This is a genomic window from Mycobacterium paraterrae (assembly GCF_022430545.2).
GTDB lineage: Bacteria > Actinomycetota > Actinomycetes > Mycobacteriales > Mycobacteriaceae > Mycobacterium > Mycobacterium paraterrae.
Window position 1 is genome coordinate 985,306 of record NZ_CP092488.2, and the last position, 17,768, is coordinate 1,003,073.

Genomic DNA, 17,768 nt, shown 5'->3' on the forward strand with positions numbered 1-17,768 from the left:
CGCGCCGAATCCTCCGGGCGGGTAGAGCGAAAGCGTGCTGGTTTGAGGCGACATCATTGGCCCTCCAATCGAATTGTGTCATCGAGACTAGTCAGCCCGGATCGCCCGGCGGGCGTATTCACCAGGTCACCGGAAGTTCGTAGACGCCGTAGGCGAGCCGGTCGTGTTTGAGCGGAACGTCGTCGATCGGCACCGCGGGTTTCAGCGTGGGTACGCGGCGAAGCAGGGTGTGGAACACGATTTGCAGTTCGGCGCGGGCGAGTTGCTGACCGACGCATTGGTGCCGGCCGTAGCCGAAGGCAATGTGCTGGCCGGCACCCGACCGATGCAGGTAGAGCCGGTCGGGCTCGCTGAACTCTGCTGGGTCCCAGTTCGCCGGCGCGTTGTCGATGATGATGCCCTCGCCGGCTTTGATGACCACGCCGGCGATGTCGATATCCTCGGCGGCAACGCGGCGCTGGCCGTTCTGGATGATCGACAGGTAGCGCAGCAGCTCTTCGACCGCGTTGGCGATGACGCTGGGGTCGTCGGTGTCGCGCAGTATGGCCGCCTGGTCCGGGTTTTCCAGCAATGCCAGCACCCCGAGGCCGATCATGTTGGCGGTGGTCTCGTGTCCGGCGATCAGCAACCCGGTACCGAGCTGCGCGGCCTCCTTGACGCTCAATTCCCCGGCCTTGACTCGCTCGGCCAAATCCGACACCGCATCCTCGGCCGGCGACTCCATCTTGGCCTCGACTAGCTGCGCAAGATACTTGTGCAGGCTCATCGCGCCCTTCATCGTGTCCTCGGCGGCGGCATACCGCGCGAGGCCGACGTTGGCGTGGTGCTGGAACATCTCGGCGTCTTCGTACGGCACCCCCAACAGCTGGCTGATCACCAGCGAAGGCACCGGAAGCGCCAGAGCGCTCACAATCTCACCGGGCTTCGGACCGGCCAGCATCGCGTCGATCGCGTCGTCGGTGATCTGCTGGATGGCCGGCCGCAACCCTTCAACGCGCTTGAACGTGAACGGTTTTGACAGCATTCGACGGAACCGGGTGTGCTCCTCGGCATCGGAGGTGAACACCGACCGCGGCCGCTTGTGCACCGTCGAGAGCATGCCCTCGTTCCAGTGCGGGAACCCGGGGCGGCGGTCGTCGACGCTGACCCGGGAGTCGGCGAACAGCGTGCGGGCCACTTCGTAGCCCGTGACGAGCCAGGGCGTGCTGCCGTCCCAGATTTTGACCCTGGACAGCGGTCCCGCCTCGGCGAGGCGCATTACTTCAGGCGGCGGCGCGAACGGGCAACCGCCGGCGCGCTCCATCGGATAGTCGGGGGCGCCGGAGACCGTCTCGGTCGTTGCGCCGGTGAGTGTGTCGGGCACTTCTCACTCCTCGATGTGAATGGCCACAGCGGGGCAACCCACCTCGGCCTTGCGGACGGCGTCGGCGTGCTCGGCCGGCGGGTTCTCGTCGAGCACGATGACGACGCCGTCGTCGTCGCGCTGATCGAAGATTTCTGGCGCATGCATCACGCAGTTACCCGATGATGCGCACTTGTCTTGTTCCACAGAGACTTTCATCATCAACTCTTCATTCGTGGGGCGTGACGGGTGCCAGCCACAGCCCGACCACCGCGTCGATAAGGCGCGTGCCCGCCGCCTCCCAGGATGTCCACGGCGCGGATTCGCCGCGGGCCAACGCGCGTTCGCGATCGGCGCAGGTGTGCACCAGCAGATTGCGCGCCATCAAGTTGCGCTCCACCCGAACATCGAGCGGAAGTTCGGGCAGGCAACGGTTGATGCCATCGATGACCTGCACCAGGGACTCAGATGTCAGGGCGTCCTTGACGACGATGTTGTAGTAGGCCGGGTCGGTCATCACCTGGGCCGCGAACCGCGCATACCAGCTCGGGTTTCCCAGCGCCGCGAGATGGTCGGTCAGCGGGCGCACCAAGCAGGCAACCCAGCTGCGGGGGTCGTCGGAGCCGCGGGTCCTCGCGACCATGTCCTCACGCAACCGCTCGATCGGCTCACGGTGCCGCTGCTCGATCGCACGCACGAGGTCGGTCTTGGTGCCGAAGTGATAACCGACGGCGGCGTTGTTTCCCTGCCCGGCGGCCTCGCTGACCTGACGATTCGAGACAGCGAACACACCGTGTTCGGCGAATAGCCGCTCAGCGGCGGTCAGAATCGCGTCTTGAGTGGTGCTGGCCCGTTCGCTGCGCGCGGCCCTCGCGGTGGTCACTCGGTCAGTCAACGCGCTGACCACAATTAAGTCAAGCGATTGATTTAACTACCCTGCTCGCTGCGTCGCCGCAGCACTTTGCCGGCGGTGGTCCCCCCGTCGACGCGCATCACCGTGCCGGTCACATAGCGAGCACGGTCGCCGGCCAAATAGAGCGCCGCCTCGGCGACGTCCTCCGGTGTGCCTTCCCGCTGCAGTGGACGGTCGGCGCGCATCTGCGCCCGCAACTTCTGTTCGAATCGCTCGAGTTCATCGCGCGACTTTCCCGACGCCGACGACGCCAGAATCGGGGTCGGTATGCTGCCCGGCGCGATCGCATTGACGCGGATGTCAAAGTGCGCCAATTCGATCGCCGACGATTGCGTGAACATGATGACGGCGGCCTTCGACGCGCGATAGGTCATCACACCGCCGCCGGCCTGGATACCGCCGATCGACGACACGTTGATGATCGAGCCGCCACCGTGGGTCGACATGTATCGAGCCGCATCGCGGGTACCGGCCATCACACCCAGGACGTTGACCGACATGACACGGTGGAAGTCGGCGAAGTCGTCGTCGAGGAAACTGCGGTGCATCTTGCTCGAGATCCCGGCGTTGTTCACCATTACGTCGAGTCCGCCGAAAGTTTCGACGGCATAGACGGCGAGGGCGGAGACCTGATCGGGGTCCCCGACGTCGACGAGCCGGAAGGCCACATCGCCGCCGAGCCTCGAGGCCAGAGCTTCGCCCCGCTCCCGCTCCACATCGGCGATCACCACCCGCGCGCCCTCCGCGAGAAACTTCTCGACGATTCCGGCGCCGATGCCCGAGGCCCCTCCGGTGACGATGGCGACCTTGCCGAGCAGTTCGTTGACCATCCATTGAGTTAATAAGTGGGCCGATAGTTAAGTCAAGCGATTGATTTACGACACTCACAGGGTCCGGCTAGACCGCGGTGCTACGTTCGGCTTGGTGAGACGGTTTGTTTACTTTGAGTCCTCACAGTGTTGGCCAAGAGCAGCAACGCTTCCGTTTGTCGGGATCCCGCGTGGCCCGTCCTGGCCCAATGGCGCAGTAAAGATAGCCATCAGCCCGACCGTTCAAAGGAACTGATTTGAGACTGAACCGATTCGGCGCCGCGATGGGCATGCTGGCCACCGGCGCGCTCATGCTGTCCGCGTGTGGCAGCAACAACAATGAGTCCGGCAACCAAGGCGGGGGAACATCCGCCTCAGCGGCCTCGTCGGCGGACGTGCATTGCGGCGGCAAGAAGGCCCTGAAAGCCAGTGGGTCGACCGCGCAGGCCAACGCGATGGCCCGCTTCGTCAACGCCTTCGAACAGGCGTGCTCGGGACAGACCTTGAATTACACCGCCAACGGATCGGGTGCCGGGATCAACGAATTCGTCGGCAATCAAACCGATTTCGGCGGCTCAGATGTCGCATTGAGCGACGACGAGCACGCGAAAGCGCAGCAGCGCTGCGGTTCGCCGGCCTGGGATCTGCCGACGGTGTTCGGACCCATTGCGGTCACCTACAACGTCAATGGCGTGACGTCGCTGAACCTCGACGGGCCCACCACGGCAAAGATCTTCAACGGTACGATCAAGACCTGGAACGACCCGGCGATCGCGGCGCTCAACGCCGGAACTGCGCTGCCTGACCTGCCAATCCATGTCGTGTTCCGCAGCGACCAATCCGGGACGACGGACAACTTCCAGCAATACCTCGACGGCGCCTCCGACGGCGCGTGGGGCAAGGGCCACGGCAAGTCGTTCAACGGCGGTGTCGGCGAAGGGGCCAAAGGCAACGACGGCACCTCGGCGGCCATCAAGAACACCCCGGGGTCGATCACCTACAACGAGTGGTCGTTTGCGCAAGCGCAGAAGTTGAACCAGGCCAAGATCGTCACCTCCGCGGGATCCGATCCGGTCGCCATCACCGCCGACTCGGTCGGCAAGACCATCGCCGGCGCCAAGATCAAGGGCCAGGGCAACGACCTCGTCCTCGATACCCTGTCGTTCTACAAGCCGACGCAGGCGGGCGCCTACCCGATCGTGCTGGCGACCTATGAGGTCGTCTGCTCGAAGTATTCAGATGCCGGTGTCGGCACGGCCGTCAAGGCATTCCTGCAAGCCACCATCGGACCAGGGCAGAGCGGGCTGGCGGACAACGGGTACATCCCCATCCCGGATGCGTTCAAGTCCAGGTTGTCGACGGCGGTCAACGCCATCTCCTGATCATCACCTCGATGCCGACCGCGACAGTGCCCGCGCTGCGGGCCGGCGAAACAACTGACAAACCGGCGCGGGTGGGCGACCGACTCTTCAAGTCGGCCGCTGCCCTAGCCGCTTCCACGATCACCATCGTGATCGGGCTGATCGCCATATTCCTTCTGGTGCAGGCGATCCCGTCACTGCTCGCCAATCACGCCAACTTCTTCACCAGCGCGCAGTTCACCACCACCAGCGGCGCCAACCTCGCATTCGGCATCCGCGACCTGTTCATGGTGACGCTGCTGAGTTCGTTGTGGGCGATGGCGCTGGCAGTGCCGATCGCGATCGGGATCGCGGTGTTCCTGACGCAGTACGCACCGCCGCGATTGGCTCGGCCCTTCAGCGCAATCGTCGACCTGTTGGCCGCGGTGCCGTCAATTGTGTTCGGGCTCTGGGGAATTTTCGTTCTGGCGCCACAACTCGCGCCGGTCGAGACGCTGCTCAACCACAGCCTCGGCTGGATTTTTCTGTTCAAAGCCGGTGACGTGTCGCTGGCCGGGGGCGGCAACATCTTCACTGCGGGCGTCGTGCTGGCGGTGATGGTTCTGCCGATCATCACCTCGGTGTCGCGGGAGGTGTTCCGGCAGACCCCGAGCAGCCACACCGAAGCCGCGCAGGCGCTGGGCGCGACGAAGTGGGAGGTGGTACGGATGGCCGTGCTGCCCTACGGCCGCAAAGGCGCAGTCGCGGCCTCCATGCTCGGCCTGGGACGAGCACTGGGCGAGACGGTCGCGGTGCTGATCATCCTGCGAGCGTCCGCCTCCGCGGGCCATTGGTCGCTGTTCGACGGCGGCTACACCTTCGCATCCAAGATCGCGTCCGCGGCAAGCGAATTCAGCGATCCGCTGCCCACCGGCGCCTACATCGCGGCGGGCTTCGTGCTGTTCGTGCTGACCTTCATCGTCAACGCCGCGGCCCGCGCGATCGTCGGGCGGGCGGTCAAGGCATGAGCACCCGCGCCGGCGACCCGAACCGGCGCCGCATGAGCGGCGCCAAGGACGAAGAGCGGCGCATATGAACACCCCCGCCATCGACCGCCCCATCAAAGCCATCTCGGTTCATCCGATCAGCCTCGGTCGGCGAATCAAAAACAACATCGCCGCGGCGTTTTTCGCGCTGTCGTTCGCGATCGCGTTGGTGCCACTGGTGTGGGTGCTGTGGATCGTGATTCAGCGCGGCTCCTACGCCATCGTGCAACCAGGTTGGTGGAGCCACTCACTGCGCGGTGTGCTTCCCGAACATTTCGCCGGCGGCGTCTATCACGCCTTGTACGGCACGGTGATTCAGGCCGCGGTTGCGGCGCTCATCGCCATACCGCTGGGCTTCATGACCGCGGTGTACCTGGCGGAATACGGGTCCGGACGGCTGGCCCGATTCACCACCTTCATGGTCGACGTGCTGGCCGGGCTGCCTTCGATCGTGGCGGCGCTGTTCATCTTCAGTCTGTGGATCGCCACCATCGGATTTCCGCAGAGCGCCTTCGCGGTATCGCTCGCCCTGGTCTTGCTGATGTTGCCGGTCGTGGTGCGATCCACCGAGGAGATGCTCCGACTGGTGCCGCAGGATCTCCGAGAAGCGAGCTACGCGTTGGGAATTCCGAAATGGAAGACGATCATGCGGATCGTCGTCCCGATCGCGCTGCCGGGCATGATCACCGGCATCCTGCTCGCCATTGCCCGGGTGATGGGCGAAACGGCGCCGGTGCTGGTACTGGTCGGCTACAGCCGATCGATCAACTTCGACATCTTCAACGGCAACATGGCCTCGCTTCCGCTGCTGATCTATTCCGAGCTCAACAATCCCGAACGCGCCGGCTTCCTCAGGGTGTGGGGTGCGGCGCTGACGTTGATCATCGTCGTGGCAGTGGTGTATCTGGTTGCCGCAGTGGCCAATCGGCTGATCGAGTGGCGCCGCCGCTGAGTCGCCCGGCAATTGTGCCGAGTCAGGAGCAGCCGGCTACCCGGAGCTCGGCCACCCGGTCGTTACCGCGATCGGCGACGTAGACATTGTTGTCCTTATCCAGCGCCAACTGCAGCGGAGTGTTGAGGCCGTCCAAAGGCAACGCGGTGGGAGCGCTGGAATCCGGGGGCAGCTTGAGCACCCTGTTGTTGTCGTGCTCGCTGACGTAGACGTTTCCGACAGGGTCCACGACGACCCCCCATGGCACGCTGAGTCCGGTGAACGGCAACACCGTTTGCTCTTCTGCTCCGGCCGCCAACCGCAGGACCCGGTTGTTGTCGGAATCGGTGACATAGACGTTGCCGCGTTGGTCTACCGCGACACCGTCGGGGTTGTTCAGGCCAGTGAACGGCAGGACCGTGGGGGTGTTGGTGCCGGCCGGCAATTTCACCACTCGGTCGTTACCGCGATCGGCGACGTACACGCTTCCGGCGCTGTCCACCGCCACGCCTTCGGGGTAGCTGAGGCCGCTGAACGGCAACTGGGTCTGGTTGTTCGAGCCAGCGGCCATCGAGACGACCCGGTGGTTGAAGTCGGTGACATACACCGTTCCCGCCGAGTCGACGGCCACCGCCTGCGGCTGATAGAGCCCGGTGAACGGCAGCACGGTCGGGGTCTCCGAGCCCGGGGCGAGCTTCACTACGCGGCCGTACATGCCTTGATTGGTGACGTACACCGCGCCCGCGGAGTCGACCGCGACCCCGCCGGGCGACAGCCTGAAGTTGAGGCCGTTGAACGGCAGGACGTTCTGTCCGCAGGACTGGCCGGGCGTTCCATTGTGTGGGCGCACCACATAGCCGAACACCGCGACGACGAGAACCGCGACAGCACCAAGGATCAGCCAGAGCTTGCGTCGATCGCGTCGCCGCGGAGACGGGGCACTGAAATCGGGATGCGAGCTGGACGCCGCGACCGCATTCGGCGATGGACGATAGCTCCAGCCACCGGAGCCGACGGGTGGCGCCGAACCGCCACGGCTGACCGCCGGACGAATCATGGTGTGCGCATTGGCCGCATCCTCGGTGTGCTGCAGCATGCTCTCGGACTGGTGCTGCTCGGGTGCGGTCAGCGCATGCAGAGCGGCGCTGGCGAGCTCGCCGGCGCTGCGGTAGCGGTCCTCGGGCTTCTTGGCCATGCCCTTGGCCACCACCTCATCCAGCGCCGCCGGCACCCGGCCGGGCCGCAGTTGGCTGGGCCGTGGGGCGGGCTCCAGCAAATGCGCGTGGACCAGTCGTTCGATGCTGTCGGCGCGATACGGCGGCGTGCCGGTGAGGCATTCGCCGAGCACACAGGCCAGCGAGTAGATGTCGGACTGATAGGTGACCTCGTTGCCGCTGAACCGCTCCGGGGCCATGTAGTTGTAGGTCCCCATCGCCATCCCGGCCTGGGTGAGCCCGGGATCGGTTGCGGCGCGGGCAATCCCGAAGTCCACCAGGTACACGAAGTCGTCACCGGTGAGCAAGATGTTCTCGGGTTTCACGTCACGGTGCAAGATGCCGTTGGCGTGCGCGGCGTCGAGCGCGGAGGCGACCTGGCGCACAATCGCCACCGCTCGGGGTGGGCTCATCGGTCCGGTCCGCTTCAGCACCGCGGCAAGGCTGGATCCATCGATCAGCCGCATATCCAAGTACAGCTGGTCATTGATTTCGCCGTAGTCGTGGATCGGCACCACATGCGGTTCGGTCAATCGGCCCGCGGCGCCGGCCTCGCGTTGCATCCTGGCCCGGAACAGCGGGTCGTCGGAGAACTGCGGCGAGATCAGCTTGAGCGCGACGATCCGCCCCTTGCGGGTGTCCTCGGCTTCGTAGACCTCGCCCATGCCGCCGCGTCCCAGCAGGCGGGTGAGGCGATACGGCCCGAACCAGGATCCGACGCGGGTGTAACCGGTGCTTGTCATGAGATTCCGTTCACCGCCGCGGACAATTTCGACTGGAAAGAGCTGGGAATCGGGATGTAACCGTATTGGTCTAGCCCGTCCTGGCCGGCCCCGATTGTGGCTTGCATGAACGCCTTGACCGCCGCGCCGGTCGCCGCGTCGGGATATTTCGAACACACGATCTCGTAGGTCGCGAGCACGATCGGGTAGGCGCCGGCCTGTGACGGCTTGTAAAACGACGAGGTGTCGACCACCAGATCGTTGCCCTGGCCGGCGAACTTGGCACCGGCGATGGTCTTGGCGACCGAGTCGGTGGTGATGGTCACCGGACTGGGACCGGCCGACGTCACGATCTGCGCCATGCTCAGCTGATGGCCGACGGCGAACGACCACTCGTTATAGGTGATCGACCCGTTGGTCGACCGCAGCGCCGCCGACGTGCCCTCGTTGCCCGTCGCGCCCTGACCGACGCCTCCGTCGAACGTCTCGTCGGTGCCCTTGCCCCAGGCACCGTCGGAAGCGGCGTCGAGATACTTCTGAAAGTTGTAGGTGGTGCCTGATTTGTCGTCGCGGAAGACCACGTTGATCGGTGTCGCCGGCAGCTTGGCGTCGGCGTTGAGCGCCTTGATGGCCGGGTCGTCCCACATGGTGATCGTTCCGTTGAAGATCTTCGCGGTGGTCGGACCGTCAAGGTTCAGCGTGCTCACGCCGTCGAGGTTGTAGGTGACCGCGATCGGGCCGAACACGGCGGGCAGGTCCCATGCTGGTGAACCGCAGCGGCGCTGGGCCTTGTCGGGCTCGTCTTTGCCCGGGTCGAGCGGTTTGTCGGAGCCGCCGAGATCGGTCTCGTTGTTGACGAACTGCTGCACACCGGCACCTGAGCCGTTGGCGTCGTAGTCCAGGGTGTAGCCGGGGCAGGCGCGAATGTAGGCATACACGAACTGCTCGATCGCATTGGTCTGCGCGGTCGAGCCGCTGGCCTGCAGTTTCTTCTTGCCGCCGCAGTTGACGGGGATCGACGCCGGCCCGGAACCCGAGGTCGAGGTGCTGTTGCTGCTGCCGCACGCGGACAGCACCAGGGCCGCGACGACCAGCAGGCTCAGCACCGTGGTACATCGGACGGTCTTCGACAGGGGGTCCACAGTTAACAGGAAACCGCGCCGAGCTTAATGAAAGATGAATGCGAGCTTGGTGCCGGCTTTGCGTGCGACCAATCAGCCCTGGATATCGGCCCAAAAGCGCAGGACAACCGAGGCCAAGTCCTCTGGCTGCTCGATCTGCGGGCAGTGGCCCGCGGCGTCGATCACCGCAGACCGTCCATGCGGCAGCTGATCGGCGATCTCCTTCGCCCATCCAGGCGGCAATAGTTTGTCCCCGGCCCCTTCGACGATCAGGGCCGGGACGGCGACACGTTCGTACGCGCGTGTGCTCGACGGACTAGGTGGCGGCGGTGCACCGGGCCGGCGGAAGCGGGCCGCAGCCAGCGTCTCCCAGGCCCCGGGCGCGATGCTGGATTCATACCGGCGCCGGACATAGTCCTCGTCGGCCGGATACTTGGGGTCAAGGAAAAGCGCCTCGACGATCAGGCGCATCGCGGGAAGGCTGGCGTCGTAGTCGTAGAGCGCTTGCATGTGCTGGTTGCGCTGGATCTCACCACCGCCGCAGATCGCCACCAGGCTGCGCATCGGCAGCAGCGGGAGGTCCGAGGTGGCATCGACGAGCAGGTTGATCGCACCCATCGAATTGCCAACGAAGTGCGCCGAGCCGATGCCGAGTTGTTCACAGAACCGGGCTATGTGGCGGATCCGCATCCCACGGCCGTCGTTGAAGTCGAGGACTTTGGCCGAGCCTCCGAAGCCGAGCATGTCGGGCGCCAACACGCGGTAGCGCTCGGCCAGCGCCGGTAATGTTGCTTCCCAACCGATTTCGGCGCTGACGCCGAACTCGCCGCCGTGGAGCAAGACGACCGGGTCGCCGTGGCCGGCCTCCAGGTATTGCGTGGTCAAGCCATCGATCGTGGTTGTCCTGCGGTAGATCTCCACTATTTGATCGCTATCGGGTTAACTGGCGAGCCGACCGCGCCGGTGAACCTCAGGGGAGGCGCGACGAGCTGGAACTCGTAGACGCCGTCCGCGGCGCAGTCCGCGGCCAGCGCGTTGAGATCCCAATACTCACCGAGCATCAATCCCATGTCGCGAAGACACAGCATGTGCATCGGCATGAAGGTTCCCGTCACCCCCGAAACCGGGTCTTCGACCATCAGGTTATCGGCGGCCACCGCGGCGACATCGTGGTCGTGCAACCAGGATGCGCACAGCCAGTCCAGGCCCGAGCCGGGTTCGCCGCCGTTCCCGGTCTCGACAAACCGTGCCCACCAACCGGTTCTGACCAGGACGATGTCACCGCGTCCGATCGTCACGCGCTGCGCGCGGGCCACCTCGTCCAGTTCCTCTGTGGTGATCGGATTTCCCAATTCGATGAACGTCGGCACACCGCGATGCCGCGCGACGTCGAGCAGGACGCCGCGTGAGGTGATGCCCTTGCCGTCGACCTTGTCGATGCCGCAGTGCCGCGCGCCGAAGCTGGTCACCGAGTCGGCGGGAAAGCCGTTGTACAGCTTGTCCTCGTAGTAGACGTGGGACAGCGCATCCCACTGGGTGGCGCACTGCAACGGCATGACGATCATGTCGTCGTTGAAGCGGAACAGGTCGTCTTGAAAGTAATTCCCCATGTCCTGGGCGCTAGGGTTGCCGACCCATTCCGGGCCGAAGCGCGGTAGCGAATACGCGTCGCCACCGTCCACGGTCATGGTGTGAATCGGGTTGTGCCGAAACTTGAATGCTCCCTGGGGTCCTGAGGATCCGAAGTCGACGCCGAGTGGAAAGACCTTGCCGCGCTTGACCAAACCGGCCGCCTCTGCGACCTTCTCCGGAGTGATGAAGTTCAGCGTTCCGAGCTCGTCGTCGTCACCCCAACGCCCCCAGTTGGACACCTCGGCGGACACCCGGCGGAAATCGGTCAGGCTGGCCACACTGCTTGCCCTTCCTCGAGTTCACGTGCCACTGCTGAGCCGATGTTGCCGCCGTCGACCCACAGTATGTGGCCCGAAATATAGCTGGCGGCCTGGCTATTCAGGAACACCAACGCGGCAGCCTGTTCGGCGGGGGTCGATACCCGGCCCAACGGCTTGGGGATGTCGTCGAGGTAGTCCTGGCCGTAGGCCGCGCGCAGTTGGTCGAGGATCGGGGTTTCGGTAACCCCGGGTCCGGTGCAGTTGATCCGGATGCCTCGGGCACCGAGATCCGCCGTCTTGCTCATGGTGTAGAGGATGATCGCTTCTTTGGACAATCGATAGCCGCCGTCGGCCAGTGCCTCGGGATGGCTGGTGCACCAGTCGATTCCGTCGGGCATCGAGCGCGTGCGCAGTAGGCCTGCTGTCACATCCTGGTTCCGACGGTATTCCCTCGCGGCGAGCGACGAGACGCTTACGATCGACGAGCCGACGGGCATCGATTCCACCAGTGCCTCGGTGATGTGGCGCAGGCCGAGGAAGTTGATCGTGACGACCAGCAGCGGATCGCCGATACCGGACGATACCCCGGCGACGTTGAACAACACGTCGACCCGGCCGCCCACTGACTCCACCGCGCGGTCGATCGATGACGGGTCGGTGAGATCTGTCGCGTGGAACTCCGCGACGTCAGCCGTTGGCAGTTGCTTGTCCAGCCCGACGACGTGCGCGCCCAATTCGGTGAGCTGGCGCGCTACATGCGCGCCGATGCCGGACGCACACCCGGTGACAACCGCGCGCCGGCCGTCGTAGCGCCACAGCTCGTCGATCTGCCCCAACGACTACTTCTTCGACTCGTCTTTGAGCCGGCGTGCGGCCTGCACGCGCCCCTCGTTGATCTCGGCCATCGCTTCGGGAATCTCGCTCGCGGTGAACTTTCCGCCGCGGCCGGTCGGCAGACCACCGAAGGAATAGCTCTCGTCGAATGCGGGCGTGGTTGGCTCGGGCCGGCGTGCCTCGATCTTCTCGACGACTGGCTCCAGCCGCTTGGCCTTCTCGGCGACCGCTCTCTGATCGCGCTCGATGAACTCGGGCAGTACTTCTTTGCCCATCAGCTCGATGGATTCCATCGTGCCTTCGTGGCTGCGCGGATTGAGCAGCAGGATGATCTCGTCGACACCGCTTTCCTCGTAGCCACGGAGGAATTCGCGCACGGTGGCCGGCGAGCCGATCGCGCCACGTCCCGGACCGTAGGCCAGCGTCGGATCCTTTTCGCACTCTTCGAGATAACGTTGCCAGACCCCGGTCCGACCTGGGGTGTGGACCCCGGTCATGTAGTAGTGCATGATGCCGAACGAGAAGAAGCCGCCGCCCATACCGAGGCGCTGCACCGCCTGCTCGTCGGTTTTGGCGACCATCATCGACAGGTCACCGCCGATCGCGAGGATGTTCGGGTTGATCGCGGGCGTGACCGGCACACCGACCTCTTCGAGTTCTTTGTAGTAACCATTCACCCGCTCGGTCAACGGTCCCGGGCCCGTGTAGGCGAAACTCAATGCGCCGAGGCATTTCTGGGCTGCCATCTGCACCGAAGCCGGTCGGGTGCAGGCTACCCACACCGGGGGATGCGGTTTCTGCAGCGGCTTGGGCACGACGTTGCGGGCCGGCATCTGGATGTGCTCACCGGAGAACCCGGAGAACGGCTCCTCGGTCATGCAGCGGATGGACACCTCGAGCGCCTCTTCCCACTGCGCGCGCTTGTCGGCGGGGTCGATGTTGAAGCCGCCCAGTTCACCGATCGACGATGATTCGCCGGTGCCGAATTCCACTCGGCCATCGGAGATCAGGTCGAGGGTCGCGATTCGCTCGGCGACCCGCGCCGGGTGGTTGACCGCCGGCGGCAGGTGCATGATGCCGAAGCCAAGCCGAATGTCTTTGGTGCGCTGGCTCGCTCCGGCTAAGAACATCTCCGGCGCGGTGGAGTGACAGTACTCCTCGAGGAAGTGGTGCTCGGTCAGCCAGACGGTGGAAAAGCCGGCCTTGTCGGCCGCCTCGACCTCGTCCATGGCGTCCTTGAGCAGCAGGTGCTCGTCGTCATCCGACCACGGTCGGGGCAGGGCGAATTCGTAGAACAGCGAGATCTTCAACTGGTACCTCCCGGAACACTCGGTTGTTGTTGGCTATGGCTGACAAGGTGTTTGGCTGCGACGTAGCCGAAAGTCATCGCGGGTCCGATAGTGGCGCCGGCTCCGGCGTAGCTTCTGCCCATGACCGCCGACGAGGCGTTGCCCACGGCGTAGAGCCCGCGGACCACGGTGTCGTCGGCGCGCAGCACGCGCGCGTATTCGTCGGTGCGCAGACCGCCCGACGTGCCCAGGTCGCCGAGAACCATCCGGAATGCGTAGTACGGCGGCTTGCCCAGCGGATAGAGGTTGGGGTTGGGCAGCGTGGGATCACCGTAGTAGTTGTCGTAAACGCTGTCGCCCCGGTTGAAGTCGTCGTCGTGGCCCTTATCTGCCAGCTCGTTGAAACGTGTAGCGGTGCGACATAATTCACCGGGCGGCACGCTGATCTTGGCCGCCAGCTCGTCCCACGTGTCGGCCGCCTTGACCACGCCGGATTCCAGCCAAGTCTTGGGGATTTTACGGCCGGTGGGTACCGGTGCGAACGGGATCTTCGGAATCGGCAGGTGGCCAGCCACCACGTAGCGCAAAAAGGATCGGTGGTCGGTGATGAGCCAGCATGGGATGTGGGTGACGCCCGATTTCTGGCCTTCGATCATCGCGTGGCCGAAGTCCATATACGGGGCGGCCTCGTTGATGAACCGTTTGCCGGCGCCGTTGACGATGAACTGCGACGGCATCATCCGCTCGTTGAGCATGAACTGCATTCGCCCGTCCGGCCACTGGATCGCCGGGAACCACCAGGCTTCGTCCAGCATGTCGGCGGCGGCCCCGATCTGCTGGCCCGCCCGGATGCCGTCGCCGGTGGCCGAGGGGTTGCCGAAGCTCCAGTCCTGGTCGAGCGTCGGTTGGTGTTCTTTGCGCCAGGCCATGTCGTGGTCGAATCCGCCGGTCGCGACGATCACGCCGCGGCGTGCGCCGATGCGTTGCGGTCGACCGTTTTTCAGAACCACGGCGCCCACCACCGACCCGTCGTCGGTGAGCAGTTGCGTCATCGGTGTGTCCAGCCACAGCGGGATGCCCCGGTCCTTTAGCGCCAGACGCAGCCGTGCGGCCAGTGACTGGCCGATGGCGGCCATCCGGTCACCGAAGACACGGGCCCGGACCATCCGCCAGACCAGCTTCACCAGCACACCCTTGCCCGCCCAGGACTGCCGCACCTGGTAGAACGAGCGAAGCTCCTTGATTCCACGAGGTGCCAACGCCAGCGGCGTGAGGAGATTCTGCTCTTCGTCGCCCAGTACGCGCAGGTCGATCGGCGGGACGTTGATGGTGCTGCCGAGTTCGGACCCCCCGGGAAGTTCCGGGTAGTAGTCGGCGTACCCGGGCTTCCAGACGAATTCCAGCCATGGACTGAGCTTTTCGAGGAACTCCATCATCTCCGGCGCCGCGTCGACGTACTGCCGGATTCGGGCGTCGCTGACCAGGCCGTCGGTGATGCGCCTCAGGTAGTCGACGACCTCGTCGGGATCGGGTGTGTAGCCGGCCCGTCGTTGCGCGGGCGCTCCCGGTACCCAGATGCCGCCGCCGGACAGCGCGGTGGATCCGCCGAATTGGCTGGACTTCTCGACGATCAGGGTGGACAGGCCCGACGCGTCGGCGGCCAGCGCTGCGGTCATGCCCCCGCCGCCGGAGCCGATCACCAGCACGTCGACGGTGCTGTCGAAGGACGCTGAGCTGGTCACGCCGACACCGCCGTCCGGATCGCAAAGCCCGCAATCAACTCGGGAACCGGGCGGTAATAGCGCACAGCCGTCTTGTACGCGCCGACGGCCGCCAGCGCAGCGAAAGCTGCTACCCAGGTACGGATTTCGTGCGCCGAGTTGCCGCCCTCGGCCGCGATGAACGCGTTCGACCACGTGTCCAGCTCGGCGAGGTCCCCGCTGTCGACGATCTCCAGGAATCGTTGGTCGAAACCGGGATTCAGCTTCTTCAGCGCGCTGTTGCCGGCGGTGAAGTCCTTGGCCGCCTCCATCACCGCAGTCTGGCGTGCCGCGCGCTGCTCGGGAGTCATCGGCCGACCGTGCACGATCCGCTCCACGACCTGTGGCGTAGCGGTTGCCAAGGTGGGTACCGGCGGATCATGGGACAGCCCACCGGATCCCATCACCAGCACCCGTCGGTCGAGCGTATTCAGGTAGCTGCCGACCGCGGTGCCCAGCGCGCGGCAGCGGTGGAGCGGACCCAGCGGGGTAGCGACCGAGTTGATGAAGATCGGGATCATCGGTCGGGCCGTCGCGGTGCCGAACAGCTTTTCCAGCGGTTGCACCGTTCCATGGTCGACATCCATGGCCGCCGAAACGGCGAGGTCGACGCCGGCCGACAGCACGGCCTTCGCGCAGGCGACCGCGGTAGCTTCGGGCACGTCGAGCGGTCCTTGGTGTGTTCCGTAGTCGCCGACTCCTTGGGCCTCGGTGCCGATGCAGAACGGCGGCATCGTCCGATAGAAGAAGCCGTTGTAGTGGTCGGGGGCGAAGATGACCACAAGTTCCGGGTTGAAGTCCGCGACGAATTCCCTTGCCTGCGTGAGCGCGCCGTCGATGTCATCAAGAAGGTCCTGCGACGGCCCGGGCAGATTGAGCAGTGGACTGTGGGACATGCAGCACAGGGCGATTGGCACTTCGGATATCACCACCTCTCGGCGTCAAGGTGAGGGCGTCGAAAAGGGAAGCACTCAATTCGGGCGCGAGTTGGGCGATGCAGGCTCCCGCGATGCAACGGTCGGGACGCAGGAAAAGGACAGATTCCCGGTGCCCGTCGAACCAGGCTTTGAGCTGGCCCGCCCGGTCGCCGACCACCGTCACGTCGGGGTCGTCGTGACCGTCCCAATGCAGTTGGGTCAACGGCCGGGCCGCGACGAGCTTGGCACCGAGCGCCTGCCAGTCCGCGAATGCTTTGGCGCCGAGGATCTCTCGCGGGTTGTTGTTCCAGCAGATGACGGCGAACCCGCTGCCCAATACATCGTCGAGTAGGACGTTCTCGCGCTCCCGGGTGTCGACCCTGGGTTGCACGAACAGCGTTCCCACCGGCGAATCGGCCCGTCGTGGATCGGCATGCACGACGGCACCCTGCTCGTAGCGGGGCATCGGCTTGAACCGCATCTCCAGGACATATCGCTTGAGCGACGGCACAATTGACGCCGACCGTACCAGCAGGTCACGGGCCGCGGCGACACGTCGGTTGGTCGGCGAGATGACACGGCCGACCATGGTCGACAGGTCGATCATCGCGCGGGCATGCTTGCGGCGTTCGACGTCGTAGGTGTCGAGCAACGCATCCCCGGCATAGCCGTTGACCACCGCGGCGAGCTTCCAGCCGAGGTTGGTCGCGTCGCGGATGCCGCTGTTGTAGCCCTGCCCCTGCCACACCGGCATCAGGTGCGCGGCGTCGCCGGCCAGCAACACACGTCCCTTGCGGAACGCCCCCGCAATCCGGGAGTGGTGGGTGTAGAGCCGGTGACGGATCACGTCGACCCGGTCGGGGTGCGGCACCATCGACGACAGCATCTGAGCGAGGAAGGCTGGGTCCTCGGCCTGCTCGTCGGTCTCGTCGGCGTGAATCATGAACTCGAAGCGGCGAATTCCGTGCGCGATCGAGATCGAGGCGTAAGGGCGGGCCGGGTCGGCGCCGACTTCGCTGTTGGGGTGCCCGAGCGGGTCGTTGGCGATGTCGACGACCAGCCACCGCGTCGGCGAGGTGGTGCCGTCGAAAGACACCCCCATCAGCCGCCGGGTGGCGCTTCGACCGCCGTCACAGCCGACGACGTATTGGGTACGGACGCTGGTGGGTCCGCCATCGCCGTCGAGCAGCACGGTGACCGCGTCGGACGTCTCGGTGTAGGAGGCCATGGTCCGCGCCCACTGCACCTCGACGTGCTCGAATCTGCTCAGGCCGCGCAGCAACTCGGCGTCGACCAGCGGCTGGACGAAGCCGTTGCGCTTAGGCCAGCCGAAACGTGCATCGGGAGGCGCCATTTCGGCAAGGACACGACGCCTAGCGTCGACGAAACGCAGAATCTGGTTAGGTACCGTGTGCGGCAGGACATGCTCGACCAGACCGAGCGCCTGGAAGGTGCGCAGCGACTCGTCGTCGAGGCCTACCCCGCGGGGATAGTCGATCAGCGTGTCGCGTTCTTCGACCACCAGGGTGCTGACACCTTGTAGGCCAAAGATATTGGCCAGTGTCAGGCCGACTGGCCCGGCGCCGACGACGACGACGTCGACGTCCGCGTCCTGGACCTGTGACCCCTCGGACACCG

At 65.2% G+C, this 17,768-nt stretch carries 16 protein-coding genes; 3 read left to right on the forward strand and 13 right to left on the reverse strand.

Annotation, left to right across the window (positions count from 1 at the left end):
• Positions 1-118: 118 nt before the first annotated feature.
• From MKK62_RS04590 to MKK62_RS04605, 4 genes are read right to left on the reverse strand one after another with little or no spacing between them, the layout of a single operon-like run.
• Positions 119-1,363, reverse strand: a complete 1,245-nt coding sequence (locus MKK62_RS04590) for a cytochrome P450 (protein ID WP_240262154.1) — start codon at positions 1,361-1,363, stop codon at positions 119-121.
• 3 nt (positions 1,364-1,366) lie between these two features.
• Positions 1,367-1,561, reverse strand: coding sequence for a ferredoxin (locus MKK62_RS04595; protein WP_240262153.1), 195 nt, complete (start codon positions 1,559-1,561; stop codon positions 1,367-1,369).
• Between the two features lie 10 nt (positions 1,562-1,571).
• Positions 1,572-2,225: a TetR/AcrR family transcriptional regulator gene (locus MKK62_RS04600; RefSeq protein WP_240262152.1), complete on the reverse strand. Its 654-nt coding sequence runs from the start codon at positions 2,223-2,225 to the stop codon at positions 1,572-1,574.
• 44 nt (positions 2,226-2,269) lie between these two features.
• Positions 2,270-3,085 (reverse strand): SDR family NAD(P)-dependent oxidoreductase, encoded by an 816-nt coding sequence (locus MKK62_RS04605; RefSeq protein ID WP_240262151.1) that lies wholly within the window; start codon positions 3,083-3,085, stop codon positions 2,270-2,272.
• Between the two features lie 236 nt (positions 3,086-3,321).
• Between MKK62_RS04605 and pstS (MKK62_RS04610) the strand changes: the two genes are divergently transcribed.
• The 3 genes from pstS (MKK62_RS04610) to pstA all read left to right on the forward strand — a co-directional run bounded on the left by pstS (MKK62_RS04610) (position 3,322) and on the right by pstA (position 6,402).
• The gene (pstS, locus tag MKK62_RS04610; protein ID WP_240262150.1) at positions 3,322-4,446 is read left to right on the forward strand and encodes a phosphate ABC transporter substrate-binding protein PstS; all 1,125 of its coding nucleotides are present in this window, start codon (positions 3,322-3,324) and stop codon (positions 4,444-4,446) included.
• 11 nt (positions 4,447-4,457) lie between these two features.
• On the forward strand, positions 4,458-5,432 hold the full coding sequence (gene pstC / locus MKK62_RS04615; RefSeq protein WP_240262149.1) for a phosphate ABC transporter permease subunit PstC: 975 nt from the start codon (positions 4,458-4,460) through the stop codon (positions 5,430-5,432).
• A gap of 64 nt (positions 5,433-5,496) precedes the next feature.
• Positions 5,497-6,402 (forward strand): phosphate ABC transporter permease PstA, encoded by a 906-nt coding sequence (pstA, locus tag MKK62_RS04620; RefSeq protein WP_240262148.1) that lies wholly within the window; start codon positions 5,497-5,499, stop codon positions 6,400-6,402.
• Between the two features lie 22 nt (positions 6,403-6,424).
• Here the strand turns inward: pstA and MKK62_RS04625 are convergent, their stop codons facing one another.
• From MKK62_RS04625 to MKK62_RS04665, 9 genes are all read right to left on the reverse strand, one after another.
• On the reverse strand, positions 6,425-8,338 hold the full coding sequence (locus MKK62_RS04625; RefSeq protein ID WP_240262147.1) for a serine/threonine-protein kinase PknD: 1,914 nt from the start codon (positions 8,336-8,338) through the stop codon (positions 6,425-6,427).
• Positions 8,335-9,450, reverse strand: a complete 1,116-nt coding sequence (gene pstS, locus MKK62_RS04630; protein WP_240263823.1) for a phosphate ABC transporter substrate-binding protein PstS — start codon at positions 9,448-9,450, stop codon at positions 8,335-8,337. Before pstS (MKK62_RS04630) ends, MKK62_RS04625 begins: the two co-directional genes overlap by 4 nt.
• 81 nt (positions 9,451-9,531) lie before the next feature.
• Positions 9,532-10,359 (reverse strand): alpha/beta fold hydrolase, encoded by an 828-nt coding sequence (locus MKK62_RS04635; RefSeq protein ID WP_240262146.1) that lies wholly within the window; start codon positions 10,357-10,359, stop codon positions 9,532-9,534.
• Complete coding sequence (locus MKK62_RS04640) at positions 10,359-11,348, reverse strand: cyclase family protein (RefSeq protein WP_240262145.1); 990 nt, start codon at positions 11,346-11,348, stop codon at positions 10,359-10,361. The genes MKK62_RS04635 and MKK62_RS04640 overlap by 1 nt, the downstream gene beginning before the upstream one ends.
• Positions 11,336-12,166, reverse strand: a complete 831-nt coding sequence (locus MKK62_RS04645) for a coniferyl-alcohol dehydrogenase (protein ID WP_240262144.1) — start codon at positions 12,164-12,166, stop codon at positions 11,336-11,338. Before MKK62_RS04645 ends, MKK62_RS04640 begins: the two co-directional genes overlap by 13 nt.
• A 3-nt stretch (positions 12,167-12,169) precedes the next feature.
• Entirely contained in the window at positions 12,170-13,474 is a 1,305-nt protein-coding gene (locus tag MKK62_RS04650; protein WP_240262143.1) for an LLM class flavin-dependent oxidoreductase, read from the reverse strand.
• Positions 13,471-15,129: an FAD-binding protein gene (locus MKK62_RS04655; RefSeq protein WP_260060492.1), complete on the reverse strand. Its 1,659-nt coding sequence runs from the start codon at positions 15,127-15,129 to the stop codon at positions 13,471-13,473. The genes MKK62_RS04650 and MKK62_RS04655 overlap by 4 nt, the downstream gene beginning before the upstream one ends.
• A 62-nt stretch (positions 15,130-15,191) precedes the next feature.
• A complete protein-coding gene (locus tag MKK62_RS04660) occupies positions 15,192-16,109 on the reverse strand; it encodes a 3-carboxyethylcatechol 2,3-dioxygenase (protein WP_240262142.1) in 918 nt (305 codons plus the stop codon).
• A complete protein-coding gene (locus MKK62_RS04665; RefSeq protein WP_240262141.1) occupies positions 16,057-17,766 on the reverse strand; it encodes a bifunctional 3-(3-hydroxy-phenyl)propionate/3-hydroxycinnamic acid hydroxylase in 1,710 nt (569 codons plus the stop codon). The genes MKK62_RS04660 and MKK62_RS04665 overlap by 53 nt, the downstream gene beginning before the upstream one ends.
• Positions 17,767-17,768: the final 2 nt, after the last annotated feature.